The organism is Rathayibacter sp. AY2B9 (genome assembly GCF_002931595.1).
Taxonomy (GTDB): Bacteria; Actinomycetota; Actinomycetes; order Actinomycetales; family Microbacteriaceae; genus Rathayibacter.
In genome coordinates this window covers 55797-69521 of the sequence record NZ_PSUB01000001.1, presented here as the reverse complement: position 1 = coordinate 69521, position 13725 = coordinate 55797, and the positions used below count along the sequence as shown (strand labels likewise).

The window sequence follows — 13725 nt, the reverse complement described above, 5'->3', positions numbered from 1 at the left end:
GGGTCATCGGGGGCCTGGCTCGAGTCGTAGCGGGTCGGCCGAACGATCAGCCCTAGCGGATAGCCGACTGTTTGCGCTTCGTCCGCGTGGTGGAGGCAGTAGCGGTACTGACGCATTGCCCACGCTCGGCACTCTCGCCGTTCTCCGGTGCGGCGGTCGATCACACCGAACCACTGACACTGCAGGGCGTCGCTCATCCTTCGATCTCCAATCTCTGTCGTTCTTCGTCCTCGCGGAACAGGGCGACGGTTTGCATGTTGCGTTGCGCGGCCGTCAGCTTCGGCTGGGTGCTCGCGGGCTGGTACTTCTTCGCGTTGCCCAGCCATGTCCGGAACGCGGCATCCCAGTCCCGCTGTCTTCGATCGTTGGCGGCCGCATGGTTCCGGAACTGCGACTCCTCATGGCGGATGTCTAGGCCATGCAGCTGCGCGTACTCGTAAGCGGAGTTCGCGGGACCCCAACCGTCAGCGAGTGGCGTCTCTGGCTTACGGCGGGATGACTTCGACGTTGGCGCGCTCACACCTTCGTTAGAAGGTGTTGTCTCTGTCTCTGTCTCTGTCTTAGCTAACGTGGTCGCATCGGATCGCATTGCGGTCTGCATGGCAGGTGCCATAGCAGGTGCCATGGGTGTCGCATCCTTTGCTGCCCACCGAGCTGCTGCACCCGCCCGACCAGCCGCCCGCTTGTCCTCGATGTCCGCCGTGGTCGTCTGGTGCTTGTCGTAGTCGTGGATCTGGTACCCCGCGACCCCGCCCTTCTCGGTGCGGAACCACGACGGGCGCTCGGGATCGTTTGAGCACAACTCGTCAGCCGCCTCCTGGCCCCAGCGGCGATGCGCGACACCGAGCGCGATGAACCCGTCATTCAGCTGTCTCCGGGCGTACATGGTGCACTCGATGAGCGCACGGAATGCCGCATCGCTGAGCAACATGATCTTCGGGTGCTCGTCCATGCCGATGTCGAAGCGCGCGTAGAGGCGTCCATCTTTCGGCATCAGATCATCCGTCTCTCTACCCGCAGCAGCACGTGGCTGCGGTCCGTGTGCAGCGAGTCGTACAGCAGGTCACCGGACGGGACTTGCCAGATCGGGTCGTCGGTTGACGTGTCGGGCTCGGTCATGCGGTGCTCCTTTCCAGCCACTCGTCGAACAGGGGTTGCAGGGTCGTCGACTGCCACCAGTCGGCCGGACGCGGCACGAAGACCGTGCAGTCGCAGTAGCCGCACGAGCCGGCGCCGATACGTGACCGGGCGGGCTGCTTCTCGAGATCCCAGCCGTGACCGTGCGAGACGCCGACATGGCCGCACGTGCACGGGGCGGCGTCGCGGGTGCAGCGGCAGGGACCGGTCCACGGGCAGCCGGCGTGCGGTGGGGCGATCACTCGTCCACCTCGAGCTCCGTGATGGTGACGTCGAAGTGTGCGAGGCATCCGGGTTCGCGTCGGATGGTGAGTCGCCCCTTGTCCATGTGGCGGGGGTCGTCGTCCTCGACGATGCGTGCGGAAACTCCACGGTCGGAGCCGATGCCGTCGAAGATCGCTTTGAGCATGGGTTCGGGTCCGTCGGCGTCACGTTTGCGGCGGTCGGGTACGACCCATTCGACGTCGACCCGAATGCGTTCGAGGGCGGGCACGTGTGCGGCGCGGACGAGGTTGAACACGTCGAGTCGCACCTGCGCCGTCGAGCGCGCCTTCACCTGCCATGGGCTGCGGTCGTTCGAGTGCAGGCCTCGAGGTGGGCGCGGATACGGGAGCGTGAACGACCAGGGGCCGCGGTGTGTCACGGCGGTGGTCACGGGCGTCGCCTGTCGTACTCGTCCACTACGGACCGCACTTGCGCCAGCGCAAGAGTCGCCTGCTCATTCGAACTGCGCCTGTACGCGTGCTCCTGACATGCGAGATAGGCGACGGCATCCCACAGCTCTTCCTTCGTTGCAGCGAGGTGGCTAAGTCGAGCGACTGCCTCGTCGAGCGTGCCGGTGTGGTCGCGGAGAATTGCTTCGGCGGAGTTAGCGACGCTGAGTCGGTCTCTCTTCGCGACGATCATCCCTGCGCCTCCTTCGCCCTGGTACCAGCGGCTTTGATGGCGTTGAGTACCGCCTCGCCTGCACCGGTCCTGGTGGCGTCCTTGTGGAGCGCGAGGAGGGCCGTGTAGTCGTGTTCGACCGCCTGGATCTCGGCGGGCCAGTCGCGGGCAGGGGTGGCTGCGGGGAGGGGCTGGACGGTGAAGTTCTTGCGCTTGCTCCTCGTCGTGGTGAGGGCGATGGTAAGCGGCTTGTCGATGTCGCTCATCGCTTCGATCTCGATGCCGCCGAGCTTGGTGCCGCCGAACGCGATCTCGGGGTTGCGGAACAGCTTGAGGCGGCGTCCGGTGTAGGCGGCAGCTTCGGGTCCCCACGCGGTGACGAGGACTCTCCTCATCGACTTGGAGGGGCGATAAGCGCGTCCGGGATATTCGACCAGGCGGACGTCGACGGGCTGTTCCGCGTTGCCCTTCACGACCTCAGCGATGGTGACAACGATCGGACCTGGAAGTAGGTCATCCGCGTTGATCTGGTCCGACTTGGGGGCGATGGTTTCGGTGAGGTTCATAGTGCTCAGCTCTCTTCGGTTTCGGTTAGCCAGTCCCCGCCGTAGCTCATGAGAGGCAACCGGCCATTACGGCGAGCGGGGACAGAGATCAGTTGCCCATGACGGATAGTGGCGAATCCGTCTCGGCCAATGCGGGTCGGTCCGCCGAAAACCTGCAGCTGGAAGTGTGCAGCGGGAGGGGCTTCGGTTATCTGATCGCCTATATACCAGCGAGTGAGGGTGTTGCCGAATGCCTTCGTCTGCCATTCGTAACCGCGGCGGTCAAACATGCTGTCGAACATGCCCATTAGTTGATCTCAATTTCTGCGAAGTGGTCGAAGAGCGGCGCGATAGGCCTGCTGCCGACGACGGATCTGTATGTGGTGATGGCTTCGGTGGCGCGTTCCTCGAAGCGTTCGAGTGCTGCGGTGATTGCGTCGTCCCATGCCTGGTCCCGATAGACGCGGATGACGTGGAGGGGCCATCCGCCGGCGTAAGACACGTAGTCCCACCAGTCGCGGTCGAGGACGAGCATGCAGGCGTGAATCTGGGCGAGGTTTTCGGTGGGGACGGTGTTGGTGAGGATGGTGCGCAGCTGGGTGCGGGGTCGGCGGGACTTGATCTCAATGCCCCCGTCGACGCTTACGAGTCCGTCGGGTGATGCGCCGATCCGGTGTCCGCCGACGGTGCTTACTGCGAACCCGATCTCCTCGACGGGTGCGTACTGCTCGCGGTAGAGGTCTCGGGCGAGTGGTTCGTCGAGGGTGCCGCGTTGCATATCGAAGGATGGGTGGACGTATTCGACGTGGCCGGTGATGCGTTCGGCGATGAGGGTGTCGGTGAGGGCGCGTGACGTGTCGTTGTCGGCGACTTTCCCGGTGCCGGTGAGCAGCTTGCCAACGGTCGATGCGGTGACGATGCCGCATCTGGCTTGCAACCATTCGGGGCTACCCTGCTCGAGCTCGGCGTGGATCTGCAGGCTCATGCGATCACCCATTTCGCGTACCAGTCGTGGTTGCCGCGTCCTTCGTCGATGGCGTCGACGGTGATCCAGTCGTGTCCGCGTGCGCAGGTAGCGGTTTGGCCTGTGCGGATGGCGAGCAAGGTGGGCGTGCAGCAGGTTGCTGTCGGGGTGAGGATGCGGGCGGTCATGCGCCAAGTTCCTTCCGCAGTCGCCGCACCTCGGCGATCAGAGCGGGTATGTCCTCCCGTGCGTGGGCGATGAACTCGGCGTCCGCCTTGTCGTTCACCTCGTAGCTGATGTTCTTCCCATCAGGCTCGTTCCATGCCGTGTCGACCGACCATCTGCCGAGGATAGATCCGGCCTTGCCAAGGGACGGCGTAATCTCCCACGGGCCAGCTTCCGCCGCACCCGCGCGCGACTCGATCGCGTCAAGGTCGATCTTTTCGGTGTCACTCATTGCTTACCCGTACCTTTTGAATGCTGTTTGCAGCCCACCAGAGGAAGATGAGCCCTATGTGTCCGCCGTTGAGGGGTTCGAGGCGGGCAAAGGAAACGGCCACGAGGAAGATCGTGGCCGTGAGGAGGATTGCGGGGAGGATGTTTAGTCGCATATGTCGTCGCTTTCGAGGATGACGTGGTGTCCGCGGTCGGCTTCGTGTCCGAGTGCGTGGGTGAGTGTGCCGGTCGTGTACAGGCAGTCGAGGCAGACGTAGACGTCGTTCATCGTCCCCATCCGTTCACGAGTCGTAGGCAGTCTTCGTAGGTGCGGCACCACATGACGAGGTTGCCGCGTCTCACGGACCAGGGACGGCCGAGATAGAAGTCGTCGCCGATAGCCGGTTCGCGTGTTTTGCGGATCTTCACTGCACCCATGCCCACACCCCGCAGACGACGACTCCGGCCCACATGCCTGCGCTGAACACGCTGACGGTTACAGCTGCGGCGATGCACGCGCGGATAGTGCGCGTAGACAGGTTGACGGTCACTTGACTACCTCCCATACGACGGCGGGCCTTCCGTATCCGGTGGGCGCTCTCCTGCCCGTGTCGCGGATCAGCCCTTCCTTGTGAAGCTCGGACATGCGTTTAGCGATGCTGTCGCGCTTGGCGAGCGGCCAGTCGAAGTAGTCGCGGTACATGAAGTACGCCTCGGTCGCGTGCCAGGCTGTCGCAGGTTCCGATTCGAGCAGTTGAAGGATCGCCCGCTTCATCACCGCGAGCTGCTTCTTGTCCAGTCGCGCTACTGCTTCATGCGACGTGTCCGGGTCGTGAGTGTGAGCAAGAGCGGTCATCGGGACACCTCGTCTTCGCGAAGCAGCTGCCAATCGGTTGTCCAAGCGGACATGCGCTCGGGCGACATCAATCGTTCGCGATGCGCACCGCAGTCCAAGAACCAAGCGCCATCGACACCGCCCGAACTGGATTTCCGCGCTGCCGCCCACGCTGCACGGCTATAGACCACCGCGTTAGGACCGGCACTACGGAGCATCTCGAGAGTCGACGCTCGAAGTCGGTCCTTCCTTGCTTTCGCCTGCTCAATGGATGCGGTCATGCTGCCTTCTCCTTCATTTCGGGTCGCAGTTCGGCGGTCAACTCGGCCACCTCTTTCTCGATGATGAGCAGAAGATCCGCGATCATCGCGTCTCTAGCAGGAACCAGAGCGAGGCTCACGTTGATGCCGCGCTTACGGCACACCAGGCACTCCCTCTCCGTACCTTCCACGCGATTTGACTTCGTGATCGGGTGCTTCCGATGGCAGAAGTCGAACAGCGGCGCCTGACGTACCGGACGCTTCGGACGCTTGATCGGAGCCGGCTTCGGGGTGCGCGTTACTCGAGCCTTCGGTGCGGTCGGCTTCGGCTTGGCTGCAGGACGCACATACGGCAACGGCGACACACCTGCGTCCTTCAGAAGCTCGCGCACCGTCTTCACGTTGATACCCAGTGCGGCCTCGATCTGCCGCACCGTATGAGTCGGCGCGAGATCCGCACACCGGGCCGCCTGCACACGTCGCTTCTCCGCTCGACGTTCAGCAGGAGACGGCAACTCCATCGCCCGGTAGATGACACGCACCCGGTCGTCCTGCACATGCAGCGCCCGCACCACCTCCGTGATCGTCATTCCCGACAGAAGCGCCTCCCGCACCTCCGGCTCCGGCACCTTCGGGACACGGATGAACCGCAACCCCTCAGGAGCCATCAGCCGGTGCATCGTCGTCTTCGCCACCCTGTACTTCTCCACCGCAGCGACACCCGTGATACCGGCGCGCACATCATCGAGAAGTGCCTCCTGCTGTGCGGGTGTCAGGGCCTTACATACGTACGTCATCTGCTCGATCTCCTTCGAACGGGTACAAGAAAAGGGGCCGGGTTGGTCTTCGCCGCGCTCATGTAGAGAACGGGACCCCGGCCCCACGCCGACAGGTAGCCGGCTAGTGCGACGCCCGGAATCGAACCGGGACAAGGCCTATAACCCTCGCCGCCCCTATGTCACTCGTCGTCATCAGACCCGTCGTCGTCCATCTCGAATGCGGCGTCGATGTAAGCGAGCACGTCGGACTCTCGAAACATTCGACGACCGCCGATCTTGCCGCTCTTTGGCGCCGTTCCCTGATTGATCTGCCATCGAAGGGCATTGGGAGTCTTGCGGAGAAGCTCTGCGGTTTCATCGAGCGTCAGGAGCTTGGGGAAGTCAGTCATTTCGATCTATCTCCTTTGTGGTTGCGCTTGGTTGCGCAGTGCCCCCGGAGCGACTCGAACGCTCACGATCCCGACTGCGACTCGGGGGCTGGATAGTGCTAGATGTGCTCGGACGTGCGGAACGAGTCAGGACAGAGCACGTCATCGGCGGAGCAAGAGAACAAGTTCGGCGGCCACCCGTTAGCCAAGCAGCCCGTGCACTGCTCGAGCTCGGAAACCAGCGAGTTGAACACCGGCGTCGCATAGCTGCTCGACATTGAAACCTCCATTCGTCAGCGCGATCCGCGCAGTAGCCTCAGCCCGATTCGATCGGGCACCATCGCGGCTTGTTGAGGCCAACCCTCCTGCGCAACTTCGGGTGAAGCACAGAAGCATGTGTGGCTTTACCTGCACACCAGGAGGCCATTCCCGAGGATGTGCGTGTAGGGCGAGCGACTGGTAGCCGTCGCAGCGCCCCGTGAGCCAAGTAGTGGTGTCGCGTCGACCGCACTGAAGCGGACCCGGCGACCGTGTTTGATGGACAAGCCTTCCCCGCCCCCAATGCTTACTGGCGGGGCCCTGCGAGCCTCGTATGATGCGTCCACGCCTCGTTGCCGACCCGGGTCTAGGTAGGGGCTACTCGCGGACTATGTAGGTGTTGCTTGCTGCCCGTTTCCGGGCGCACCGAATAGCGCCTTGCGATGGGCGCGATACGGCAAGAAGGTGGGATCAGAAGATCCGGGTGGTGCGGGTGTCAGTCCTTCGGAAGTGACTTGATCCAGCGCTGCGCCTCTTCAACCTCGACGACCCGCTTGGAGCCGATGAGGGAGGCGGTGAACTCTCCGTTGCGCTTCGCTCTCTGCACCATGTCGACGGAGCAGCCGGCCGCGGAGGCGAGCTCTGCGAACGAGTAGGCGAGTACGGGCTTGTCGCTGACGACGGTCATGCGGTGGCTCCTCGAAAGAGTTCGGCGGTGGTGCAACGCAAAAAGCCACCGACACGGATCACCTCGAGGACCGCGAAGTCGACGTCTCCGAGGAGGCGCGCTTCAAGGTCCCGAGGGTCCATGTCGGTGGCTGCTGCAACACTTGCAGTGGAAGCCCCGGAGCGAACGATCGCTGCAGCTACACGCTGAGCGACCGATCCGGTGGCGGTTCTTCTTGTCATGAGAGACACATTATCTGCCGCTAGAGACAGATACAAGGGGCTGTGGCAGAAAATGTGTCGGCTGGGGCAGATTTGTTGGCTAGCCTGGGGTCGTGCCACTCGAAGAGATCGATCCCATCAACCGCGCCCTCGCTGACGAACTGGTCGCCAGGTACAAGGGGAAGCGGCTGACTCAGGCGAATCTGGTCGAGGCGACGGGCATCAACGCGACGACGATGCAGCGGATCATGGCCGGCAAGAGCAACGTGTACATCGCGCAGCTCGCCCTGATCGCGAAAGCGCTCGACACCACGATGGAGTCCATCGTTGAGGGTGCCGAGCGCCGTCGTGCTGAGGCCAGCTAGGAGTCGATCGCAGGCCGTGTCGCGGTCGCCGGGATGTCGAACATTGCTGACATGCTCGCCATGGCCTGACGGAGCCTGAGGTCGTTGCCCTTCGACTTGTACGCGCGGCTCATCGCGCGCGTCGAGTGGCCCAGGATCTCGGTGATGAGGTCTTCGGGCACGCCGGCGAGGTAGAGCAGGTCGGCCGTCGAGTGCCTCAGCCCGTGCAGCTTCACGTCCCGTCCCGGCATGTGGTCGTCCATCCACTTGCCCCAGAGCTTGCTGTCGTAGTCAGGGTCGACGGGTTTGCCGCCGCGCGTGAAGACGAGTCCGCCGACGGGTGGGTTCGTCTCGAGGTGTTGGCGGAGGATGGTGCGCAGCGGGTCGACGAGCGGGATGATGCGCCACCCGGACCGGGACTTGGGGCGGGTGAGGTAGAGCCCTCCCCCGATGCTGCGGTACTCGTAGTCGGCGGGGACGGTGATCTTCCGTTCGGGGCATTCGGCGCCTCGGGTCCAGCGGCAGGAGTGCTTGCCGTCGTCCTTGGTGGCGCATCCGTGCTCGAACAGCATCCGTTGCAGCTGCCAGGACAGGTCGAGCGATTCGCCTACCCGGTCGATTTCGAGGCCGAGCACTTCTCCGCGTCGGGCTCCGGTGAGTAGCGCGGTTGCCCAGCGTGCACCGTAGGCGGGGTCCTGCTGGAAGGTCCTGATCGCGTCCACTCCTTCTTGGAGGGTGAGGACGTCGAGGGTTTTGAGGGCCTTGCGTGGCGCGTTCATCGACTTCGCGGGGTTCGCGGGGATGCGCTTCTCACGGACGGCGGCCTCGAGGGCGACGCTCATGACCCGGTGGGCTTGGAGCGCGTACGTGGGCGAGAGGCCGGCTTCGTTGACCATGCGGTCGGTGACGGCGCGGAGGGATCGTGCGCTCACCTTCGAGAGCCGGATGTTGCCGATGGTGGGGATGACGTGGTTGTAGGTGATCGTCCGGTATCCCTCGGCGGTCTTCGGGCGGACCTCGGGCTGGACGATGTTCTTGAACCAGTATTCGAACCATTGCTTGACGGTCTGGTCGGTGGTGGACAGGTCGCCGTTGTCCATGAGGTCTTTGTGGAGCGCGATGAGGAGGCGCTTGGCGGCTTCCTTGTCGCGGGCGCGGACGGTCTTGCGTCGTCGCTTGCCGTCGCGTTGCGGGAGCTCGACGGTGGCGGTCCAGTAGCCGCGGGCGTCTTTGAAGAGGGCGCCCTCACCCTTGCCGCGTGTCGACTTGGGCATTGGGTTCTCCTAGCGTCGTACTGTCATGCGAGCGGCTTGGACCCGCTGAAGTGGTTGTGCATGTTCTCCGTGTCGGTCCAGTCGCCGCACACGGCGCAGATGAACGCGACTCGGTTGAACGACGTGAGCGGTACCGGGTCCGGGTGTGCCATGAGCCACCGTTCGAACATGCCGGGATCGTCACGTTCCGCTTCTTCAAGGAGCCGGTCGATGTCCGGGTCGCGCGGTAGCCAGTCGCTCACCATGCGCCCATCACGGCGCGGATCATGCGCTTCCTCTTGGCGCTGTCGGCCTTGCCGAAGTTGATCCACCAGATACGCGCCCCTTCCGGCTTGTAGGTCTCGTCTACGGCTCGCTCGATCATCCGGAAAGCTTCGAGCGGCGTGGTCGTCTCGGTATTCACAAGTCCCCCTTCAGCTCGGGGTCGCCGAACCGATCGAACACGCGCCGGGGTATTGCCGACGCGTGGCTGTTCGGATCGAGGGCGTACGCGTGCAAAAGTTCGCGTGCGTGGTCTTCGGGGATGTTGCGGGACATGAGGAGGGCGAGGCGGGTCATGCTTCCTCCTCTGGCGCGTAACCCAATGCAGATAGCACGTTGAGCATCTCGTGTTCATCCATCGTCACGGTGCCGTCGTCATCGAACGCGACGATCAGCGTGTGCGGCATCGGCTCAGTAGTCGGCACGCGGCGGAACGTGGTCGTGCGCGCGCTCACTCGGGTGCCTTCTGTCCGCGGACGTGACGCTGGTAGTAGTCCTCGACAGACAGCTCGTAGGCGAGCGCGGCACGGTTCTTCGCCAGCATGTCCTTCGCCGCCGCTTCGTCGATCCCTCGCAGCACGTCCTCCGCGGCCATGAGGCACATGCTCCGGTTTCTATCTGCACGCAACGCCTCGTCCCGGTTGCCTTCAATGGCGGGTATCAGCACGTCGTCCCACTCGTCCGCGTTGTATTGCAGCAGCGGCCCGGTGAACAGGAGCTTGGCGACCGCTTCGATACGCGGGTCCTTCTCGGCGGTCATGCGTCGTCCTCCTCGTCGCGGAAGCTGGACGGCCGATACGCAGGCCGTCCTGTCTCGATGCTGATCAGTCGGTTGATGGCGTACTCGCGTACGTCCCATCGGTGGTCGTCCCAGTCGAGGCCACGGAGCGAGTCTCGGAGGATCTTCTGCCGCATCCGTCCACGCGCAAGGACCAGTGCGACCACTCGGGTGTAGCGGGTGACGAACGGCGGCAGTGGGATCGAGTCGATACGCGGGTCCGGGGTGTCGGTCATGCGATTGCCTTCTTCCATCGAGCCAGGACACGGCCGAAAAGCCCAGCATGTTCTGTTACCGCTTGGTCGCACCGCAAGCATCGCCAGTTCCAGTGTTCGGGACCGGGGGTTGGCGCGTGATCAGTTATGCGGTCGGTCACCATGAGTAACACCCCGCTTCCTCGTGCGCCGTCTTCTCCTCGCGCAGTCGCCGCACCTCGGCGATCAGGGCGGGAATGTCCGTGCGAGCGTGGGCGATGAACTCGGCATCCTCTTCGCGCTCGATACCCGACGACTCCCACTCGGCCGCCTGGGTCACGTTGCGATCAACGCTGGGCGCTTCGATGTGGAAGCGATTGAACGTGGCCCACGGTCCCACGGTCGCCGCAGCTGCACGCGCTTCGATCGTGTTGAGGTCGAGCGGGTCGGTGTCACTCATGGCTGTTCTCCTTCTGGCGGCGCGCGTGGTAGTACGCGGAGTTGGCGGCGGTGCAATCGACGCAACGGCATCCCTGCTGATACGAGCGCCTACGCCCGTGTGTGACCATGCGCGGGCGACCCGCGGCCCCCGGTTCTGACCGATCCGGCCGCGAGAAGACTTGCCAGCCATTTGTTGCCGCATTCTGGTCGGTCGAGGTCAGGGGTCGGGGCACCGTTGCCCCGTCCACTCTTCTGTCATGCGCCGTCCAGACGCCGTCGCTCAGCACACCGACGTGCTGGGTTCTTCTGCGGGGGGCGTGGGTACGCTTCGTCATGTCCTTCTCCTGCTTGCTCAGGGGGTGGTCTGGGCCTCAGATCTGGCAGGATCTGGGGCCCTTTCGGGCTGTAGCCGACGCGAGCCTCATCGTGAAGCCATAGCCTCCCACCGCTGGGGGGCGCTGTGCGCCGCTAGCGACAACCTACATGCCCCGAGAGGCAGAAAACAAGCCCACGGAGGCACATCCACCCGACTTGTAATCGGGCGGTTACGGGTTCAAGTCCCGTCGTCGGCTCAGGAGAGAAGAAGGCCCCGACCGCTGTGTGCGGTCGGGGCCTTCTGTATGCGCGGGGCTCGTGCGCGTCCGGGGCTCAGCCCGCGGCGGCCGGAGTCGGCTCGGAGGAGGCCGGAGCCTCGGTGGAGACCGGGGCGTCGCCGGGAGCCGGGGTCTCGGTCGACGCGGGGGCCTCGGTCGAGGCGGGCGTGTCGCTCGGCGCCGGAGTCTCGGAGGAGGTGGGCGCGGGAGTCGCCGACGAGTAGGAGTCGGCGGCGGCCGAGAGCACGAAGGAGCTGAAGGCGTCCGGGTCGGTCAGCGAGCCCGAGTAGGCCTCGCCATTGACCAGGACGGTCGGGGTGCCCGTGACCGCGGGCACGTCCGTGCCGGGCAGCGGACCCGACGTAGCGCGCTCGGTCGCGGCGCGGACCCAGCTCACGAAGCTCTGGTCGTCGATGCAGGTGTTCACGGCCGCCGTGTCCTCGACGCCCGCCTGCGAGGCGTAGTCCTTCAACTGGTCGTCCGAGAGTCCGTCGGTCCCCTCCGCCGGCTGGTTGGCGAACAGCAGGGAGTTGAAGTCGAAGAAGGAGTCGGGCGAGCGGTCCGCGACGCACGCGGCGGCGTTGGCCGAGCGCTCCGAGTACTTGGTTCCGTTGGAGCGGGTCGTGAGGATGGCGATCGGGTGGATCTCGACCGTCGCGGCACCGCTGGTCACCCACTCCTTGATCTGGTCGCCGTTGGTCTTCTCGAACTGGCCGCAGTAGGGGCAGAGGTAGTCCAGGTAGACCCGGATGTCGACCGTGCCGGCCGAGGTGTCGAGCGCGCTGGGGGTGGGCGTCCCGTCGGCGGCGACGGCACCGCTCGTCTGCGCGACCATGTTCTCGCCGATGACGACACCGTCGCTCGCCATGTTCGCCGGGCCCGGGCCCGCGGGGCGGATGCTCGAGGTGACGGCGAAGACCACGATCACGACGACCGCGATCACGACGGCGGCGAGCCCGCCCTGCAGGGCGAAGCGGCTCACGCGGTCGCGGCGCTTCTGCTGCTCGCGCAGGCGGCGCGCCTTCTCTCGGGCGGCCTCTCGTCGCTGGTTCTTCGAGAGACGGTCGTTGGCTCCGCCGGTGGTCATGACAAGAACGCTCCGAATGAGAGAGGGGAAGAAGGGGGTCGCCGGGCGCGACTCGCCGGAATCCTACGCGCGAGCCCTGGGAAACCTCCAAACGACGGATACGCGGTGCCCGACCGACGACTGTCGGCCCGTGGCATACTGTGCCGGTTGGTCGGAGTCGCCCACGCGATGATGACCATCACTTCCATTCACTCGGATCGTCCGGCACGTACCTGCCGGTGAAGGAGCAAGAACAATGGCGTCCGTAACTTTCGACCACGCGTCCCGCGTCTACCCCGGGGCCACTCGCGCCTCCGTCGACAAGCTCAACCTCGAGGTGGGCGACGGCGAGTTCCTCGTCCTCGTCGGCCCCTCCGGCTGCGGCAAGTCCACCTCCCTGCGCATGCTCGCCGGCCTCGAGGAGGTCAACGAGGGCCGCATCCTCATCGGCGACCGCAACGTCACGGACGTTCCGCCGAAGGACCGCGACATCGCGATGGTCTTCCAGAACTACGCGCTGTACCCGCACATGTCGGTCGCCGAGAACATGGGCTTCGCGCTCAAGATCGCCGGCGTCAACAAGGACGAGCGCGCCGCGCGGGTCCTCGAGGCCGCGAAGATGCTCGACCTCGAGCCCTACCTGAACCGCAAGCCGAAGGCGCTCTCCGGTGGCCAGCGCCAGCGCGTCGCGATGGGCCGCGCCATCGTCCGCAAGCCCCAGGTGTTCCTCATGGACGAGCCGCTGTCGAACCTCGACGCCAAGCTCCGCGTGTCCACCCGCACCCAGATCGGCACGCTCCAGCGCCGCCTGGGCATCACCACGGTCTACGTCACCCACGACCAGACCGAGGCGCTCACCATGGGCGACCGCATCGCGGTCCTCAAGGACGGCCTCCTCCAGCAGGTCGGCTCGCCCCGCGACCTGTACGAGAACCCGAACAACGTCTTCGTGGCCGGCTTCATCGGCTCGCCCGCGATGAACCTGTTCCACGCGGACGTCACCGACGGCGGCGTCAAGTTCGGCGACACCGTCCTCCCGATCGCCCGCGAGGCGCTCGCGAAGACGAGCCAGAAGGTCGTCACGCTCGGCGTGCGACCCGAGGACGTCACCGTCTCGACCCAGCCCGGCGGACTGCCGATCGAGGTCGACCTCATCGAGGAGCTCGGCTCGGACGGCTACCTCTACGGCCACACCGAGGTCGAGGGCCGCCGCACCGACATCGTCGCGCGCGTCGACGGCCGCGTGCACCCGACCGCGGGCGACCGCGTGTACGTGACCGCGAACCACCGCGTGCACATCTTCGACGCGGAGTCGGGCGAGCGCCTCTCCTGAGCCTCCTCCTGCACCGCACGCTGCCGCCGTCCCCTCCAGGGCGGCGGCAGCGTCGTCTGCGGCTCCCCCACCGTCCGACACGCGACA

Annotated in this window: 24 protein-coding genes and 1 tRNA gene; 3 read left to right on the top strand and 22 right to left on the bottom strand. The window is 65.1% G+C overall.

Translation table 11 applies throughout. The features are described from left to right. Nucleotides 1-193 precede the first annotated feature (193 nt). The 13 genes from C5C25_RS00360 to C5C25_RS00315 form a co-directional block, all read right to left on the bottom strand. Nucleotides 194-994 (bottom strand): hypothetical protein, encoded by an 801-nt coding sequence (locus tag C5C25_RS00360; RefSeq protein ID WP_104249392.1) that lies wholly within the window; start codon nucleotides 992-994, stop codon nucleotides 194-196. Next, nucleotides 994-1119, bottom strand: coding sequence for a hypothetical protein (locus tag C5C25_RS16695; protein WP_258069302.1), 126 nt, complete (start codon nucleotides 1117-1119; stop codon nucleotides 994-996). The genes C5C25_RS00360 and C5C25_RS16695 overlap by 1 nt, the downstream gene beginning before the upstream one ends. A 256-nt stretch (nucleotides 1120-1375) precedes the next feature. After that, nucleotides 1376-1792 (bottom strand): hypothetical protein, encoded by a 417-nt coding sequence (locus C5C25_RS00355; protein WP_146079391.1) that lies wholly within the window; start codon nucleotides 1790-1792, stop codon nucleotides 1376-1378. Next, nucleotides 1789-2043 carry a hypothetical protein gene (locus C5C25_RS00350; protein ID WP_104249390.1) on the bottom strand — a complete coding sequence of 85 codons (255 nt, stop codon included), beginning with the start codon at nucleotides 2041-2043 and terminating at the stop codon, nucleotides 1789-1791. The genes C5C25_RS00355 and C5C25_RS00350 overlap by 4 nt, the downstream gene beginning before the upstream one ends. Continuing rightward, the gene (locus C5C25_RS00345) at nucleotides 2040-2588 is read right to left on the bottom strand and encodes a hypothetical protein (RefSeq protein WP_104249389.1); all 549 of its coding nucleotides are present in this window, start codon (nucleotides 2586-2588) and stop codon (nucleotides 2040-2042) included. The genes C5C25_RS00350 and C5C25_RS00345 overlap by 4 nt, the downstream gene beginning before the upstream one ends. Before the next feature lie 5 nt (nucleotides 2589-2593). Further along, nucleotides 2594-2869 (bottom strand): hypothetical protein, encoded by a 276-nt coding sequence (locus tag C5C25_RS16200; RefSeq protein ID WP_146079390.1) that lies wholly within the window; start codon nucleotides 2867-2869, stop codon nucleotides 2594-2596. 5 nt (nucleotides 2870-2874) lie between these two features. Further along, nucleotides 2875-3552: a lambda exonuclease family protein gene (locus C5C25_RS00340; protein ID WP_104249639.1), complete on the bottom strand. Its 678-nt coding sequence runs from the start codon at nucleotides 3550-3552 to the stop codon at nucleotides 2875-2877. Beyond that, nucleotides 3549-3719 (bottom strand): hypothetical protein, encoded by a 171-nt coding sequence (locus C5C25_RS16355; protein ID WP_181133600.1) that lies wholly within the window; start codon nucleotides 3717-3719, stop codon nucleotides 3549-3551. The genes C5C25_RS00340 and C5C25_RS16355 overlap by 4 nt, the downstream gene beginning before the upstream one ends. Then, nucleotides 3716-3988, bottom strand: coding sequence for a hypothetical protein (locus tag C5C25_RS00335; protein ID WP_104249388.1), 273 nt, complete (start codon nucleotides 3986-3988; stop codon nucleotides 3716-3718). The genes C5C25_RS16355 and C5C25_RS00335 overlap by 4 nt, the downstream gene beginning before the upstream one ends. Before the next feature lie 525 nt (nucleotides 3989-4513). Then, complete coding sequence (locus tag C5C25_RS00330; RefSeq protein WP_104249387.1) at nucleotides 4514-4822, bottom strand: hypothetical protein; 309 nt, start codon at nucleotides 4820-4822, stop codon at nucleotides 4514-4516. A gap of 256 nt (nucleotides 4823-5078) precedes the next feature. Beyond that, a complete protein-coding gene (locus C5C25_RS00325; RefSeq protein ID WP_104249386.1) occupies nucleotides 5079-5858 on the bottom strand; it encodes a hypothetical protein in 780 nt (259 codons plus the stop codon). Between the two features lie 161 nt (nucleotides 5859-6019). After that, nucleotides 6020-6229, bottom strand: a complete 210-nt coding sequence (locus C5C25_RS00320; RefSeq protein ID WP_104249385.1) for an AlpA family transcriptional regulator — start codon at nucleotides 6227-6229, stop codon at nucleotides 6020-6022. A gap of 733 nt (nucleotides 6230-6962) precedes the next feature. Continuing rightward, nucleotides 6963-7154: a hypothetical protein gene (locus C5C25_RS00315; RefSeq protein ID WP_104249384.1), complete on the bottom strand. Its 192-nt coding sequence runs from the start codon at nucleotides 7152-7154 to the stop codon at nucleotides 6963-6965. A 313-nt stretch (nucleotides 7155-7467) separates the two neighbouring features. Here C5C25_RS00315 and C5C25_RS00310 point away from each other — a divergent pair, with 313 nt between their 5' ends. Next, on the top strand, nucleotides 7468-7719 hold the full coding sequence (locus C5C25_RS00310) for a helix-turn-helix domain-containing protein (protein WP_104249383.1): 252 nt from the start codon (nucleotides 7468-7470) through the stop codon (nucleotides 7717-7719). Here the strand turns inward: C5C25_RS00310 and C5C25_RS00305 are convergent. The 8 genes from C5C25_RS00305 to C5C25_RS00285 all read right to left on the bottom strand — a co-directional run bounded on the left by C5C25_RS00305 (nucleotide 7716) and on the right by C5C25_RS00285 (nucleotide 10665). Beyond that, on the bottom strand, nucleotides 7716-8972 hold the full coding sequence (locus tag C5C25_RS00305; RefSeq protein ID WP_104249382.1) for a site-specific integrase: 1257 nt from the start codon (nucleotides 8970-8972) through the stop codon (nucleotides 7716-7718). The two genes, C5C25_RS00310 and C5C25_RS00305, sit on opposite strands and share 4 nt — an antisense overlap. Nucleotides 8973-8995: 23 nt before the next feature. Beyond that, a complete protein-coding gene (locus C5C25_RS00300; protein ID WP_104249381.1) occupies nucleotides 8996-9217 on the bottom strand; it encodes a hypothetical protein in 222 nt (73 codons plus the stop codon). Continuing rightward, the gene (locus tag C5C25_RS16350; RefSeq protein WP_181133599.1) at nucleotides 9211-9375 is read right to left on the bottom strand and encodes a hypothetical protein; all 165 of its coding nucleotides are present in this window, start codon (nucleotides 9373-9375) and stop codon (nucleotides 9211-9213) included. The genes C5C25_RS00300 and C5C25_RS16350 overlap by 7 nt, the downstream gene beginning before the upstream one ends. Beyond that, complete coding sequence (locus C5C25_RS16345; RefSeq protein WP_181133598.1) at nucleotides 9372-9530, bottom strand: hypothetical protein; 159 nt, start codon at nucleotides 9528-9530, stop codon at nucleotides 9372-9374. Before C5C25_RS16345 ends, C5C25_RS16350 begins: the two co-directional genes overlap by 4 nt. Further along, nucleotides 9527-9688 (bottom strand): hypothetical protein, encoded by a 162-nt coding sequence (locus tag C5C25_RS16340; RefSeq protein WP_181133597.1) that lies wholly within the window; start codon nucleotides 9686-9688, stop codon nucleotides 9527-9529. The genes C5C25_RS16345 and C5C25_RS16340 overlap by 4 nt, the downstream gene beginning before the upstream one ends. After that, nucleotides 9685-9993, bottom strand: a complete 309-nt coding sequence (locus C5C25_RS00295; protein ID WP_104249380.1) for a hypothetical protein — start codon at nucleotides 9991-9993, stop codon at nucleotides 9685-9687. The genes C5C25_RS16340 and C5C25_RS00295 overlap by 4 nt, the downstream gene beginning before the upstream one ends. After that, nucleotides 9990-10247: a hypothetical protein gene (locus tag C5C25_RS00290; RefSeq protein WP_104249379.1), complete on the bottom strand. Its 258-nt coding sequence runs from the start codon at nucleotides 10245-10247 to the stop codon at nucleotides 9990-9992. Before C5C25_RS00290 ends, C5C25_RS00295 begins: the two co-directional genes overlap by 4 nt. Before the next feature lie 136 nt (nucleotides 10248-10383). Next, nucleotides 10384-10665 carry a hypothetical protein gene (locus tag C5C25_RS00285; protein WP_104249378.1) on the bottom strand — a complete coding sequence of 94 codons (282 nt, stop codon included), beginning with the start codon at nucleotides 10663-10665 and terminating at the stop codon, nucleotides 10384-10386. A gap of 487 nt (nucleotides 10666-11152) precedes the next feature. On the opposite strand from C5C25_RS00285, the gene C5C25_RS00280 reads away from it, so the two are divergent. Beyond that, a tRNA-Leu gene (locus C5C25_RS00280) sits at nucleotides 11153-11218 on the top strand. A gap of 76 nt (nucleotides 11219-11294) precedes the next feature. Here C5C25_RS00280 and C5C25_RS00275 read toward each other — a convergent pair. Further along, nucleotides 11295-12326 (bottom strand): thioredoxin domain-containing protein, encoded by a 1032-nt coding sequence (locus C5C25_RS00275; RefSeq protein ID WP_104249377.1) that lies wholly within the window; start codon nucleotides 12324-12326, stop codon nucleotides 11295-11297. Between the two features lie 235 nt (nucleotides 12327-12561). Between C5C25_RS00275 and C5C25_RS00270 the strand changes: the two genes are divergently transcribed. Continuing rightward, a complete protein-coding gene (locus tag C5C25_RS00270) occupies nucleotides 12562-13638 on the top strand; it encodes an ABC transporter ATP-binding protein (RefSeq protein WP_104224593.1) in 1077 nt (358 codons plus the stop codon). Nucleotides 13639-13725: the final 87 nt, after the last annotated feature.

Excerpts from the sequence above, each read along its gene's own strand:
- C5C25_RS00360 (WP_104249392.1), bottom strand. The coding sequence starts at position 994 with ATGCCGAAAGATGGACGCCTCTACGCGCGCTTCGACATCGGCATGGAC.
- C5C25_RS16695 (WP_258069302.1), bottom strand. The coding sequence starts at position 1,119 with ATGACCGAGCCCGACACGTCAACCGACGACCCGATCTGGCAAGTCCCG.
- C5C25_RS00350 (WP_104249390.1), bottom strand. The coding sequence starts at position 2,043 with ATGATCGTCGCGAAGAGAGACCGACTCAGCGTCGCTAACTCCGCCGAA.
- C5C25_RS00345 (WP_104249389.1), bottom strand. The coding sequence starts at position 2,588 with ATGAACCTCACCGAAACCATCGCCCCCAAGTCGGACCAGATCAACGCG.
- C5C25_RS16200 (WP_146079390.1), bottom strand. The coding sequence starts at position 2,869 with ATGTTCGACAGCATGTTTGACCGCCGCGGTTACGAATGGCAGACGAAG.
- C5C25_RS00340 (WP_104249639.1), bottom strand. The coding sequence starts at position 3,552 with ATGAGCCTGCAGATCCACGCCGAGCTCGAGCAGGGTAGCCCCGAATGG.
- C5C25_RS16355 (WP_181133600.1), bottom strand. The coding sequence starts at position 3,719 with ATGACCGCCCGCATCCTCACCCCGACAGCAACCTGCTGCACGCCCACC.
- C5C25_RS00335 (WP_104249388.1), bottom strand. The coding sequence starts at position 3,988 with ATGAGTGACACCGAAAAGATCGACCTTGACGCGATCGAGTCGCGCGCG.
- C5C25_RS00330 (WP_104249387.1), bottom strand. The coding sequence starts at position 4,822 with ATGACCGCTCTTGCTCACACTCACGACCCGGACACGTCGCATGAAGCA.
- C5C25_RS00325 (WP_104249386.1), bottom strand. The coding sequence starts at position 5,858 with ATGACGTACGTATGTAAGGCCCTGACACCCGCACAGCAGGAGGCACTT.
- C5C25_RS00320 (WP_104249385.1), bottom strand. The coding sequence starts at position 6,229 with ATGACTGACTTCCCCAAGCTCCTGACGCTCGATGAAACCGCAGAGCTT.
- C5C25_RS00315 (WP_104249384.1), bottom strand. The coding sequence starts at position 7,154 with ATGACCGTCGTCAGCGACAAGCCCGTACTCGCCTACTCGTTCGCAGAG.
- C5C25_RS00305 (WP_104249382.1), bottom strand. The coding sequence starts at position 8,972 with ATGCCCAAGTCGACACGCGGCAAGGGTGAGGGCGCCCTCTTCAAAGAC.
- C5C25_RS00300 (WP_104249381.1), bottom strand. The coding sequence starts at position 9,217 with ATGGTGAGCGACTGGCTACCGCGCGACCCGGACATCGACCGGCTCCTT.
- C5C25_RS16345 (WP_181133598.1), bottom strand. The coding sequence starts at position 9,530 with ATGACCCGCCTCGCCCTCCTCATGTCCCGCAACATCCCCGAAGACCAC.
- C5C25_RS00295 (WP_104249380.1), bottom strand. The coding sequence starts at position 9,993 with ATGACCGCCGAGAAGGACCCGCGTATCGAAGCGGTCGCCAAGCTCCTG.
- C5C25_RS00290 (WP_104249379.1), bottom strand. The coding sequence starts at position 10,247 with ATGACCGACACCCCGGACCCGCGTATCGACTCGATCCCACTGCCGCCG.
- C5C25_RS00285 (WP_104249378.1), bottom strand. The coding sequence starts at position 10,665 with ATGAGTGACACCGACCCGCTCGACCTCAACACGATCGAAGCGCGTGCA.
- C5C25_RS00275 (WP_104249377.1), bottom strand. The coding sequence starts at position 12,326 with ATGACCACCGGCGGAGCCAACGACCGTCTCTCGAAGAACCAGCGACGA.
- C5C25_RS00270 (WP_104224593.1), top strand. The coding sequence starts at position 12,562 with ATGGCGTCCGTAACTTTCGACCACGCGTCCCGCGTCTACCCCGGGGCC.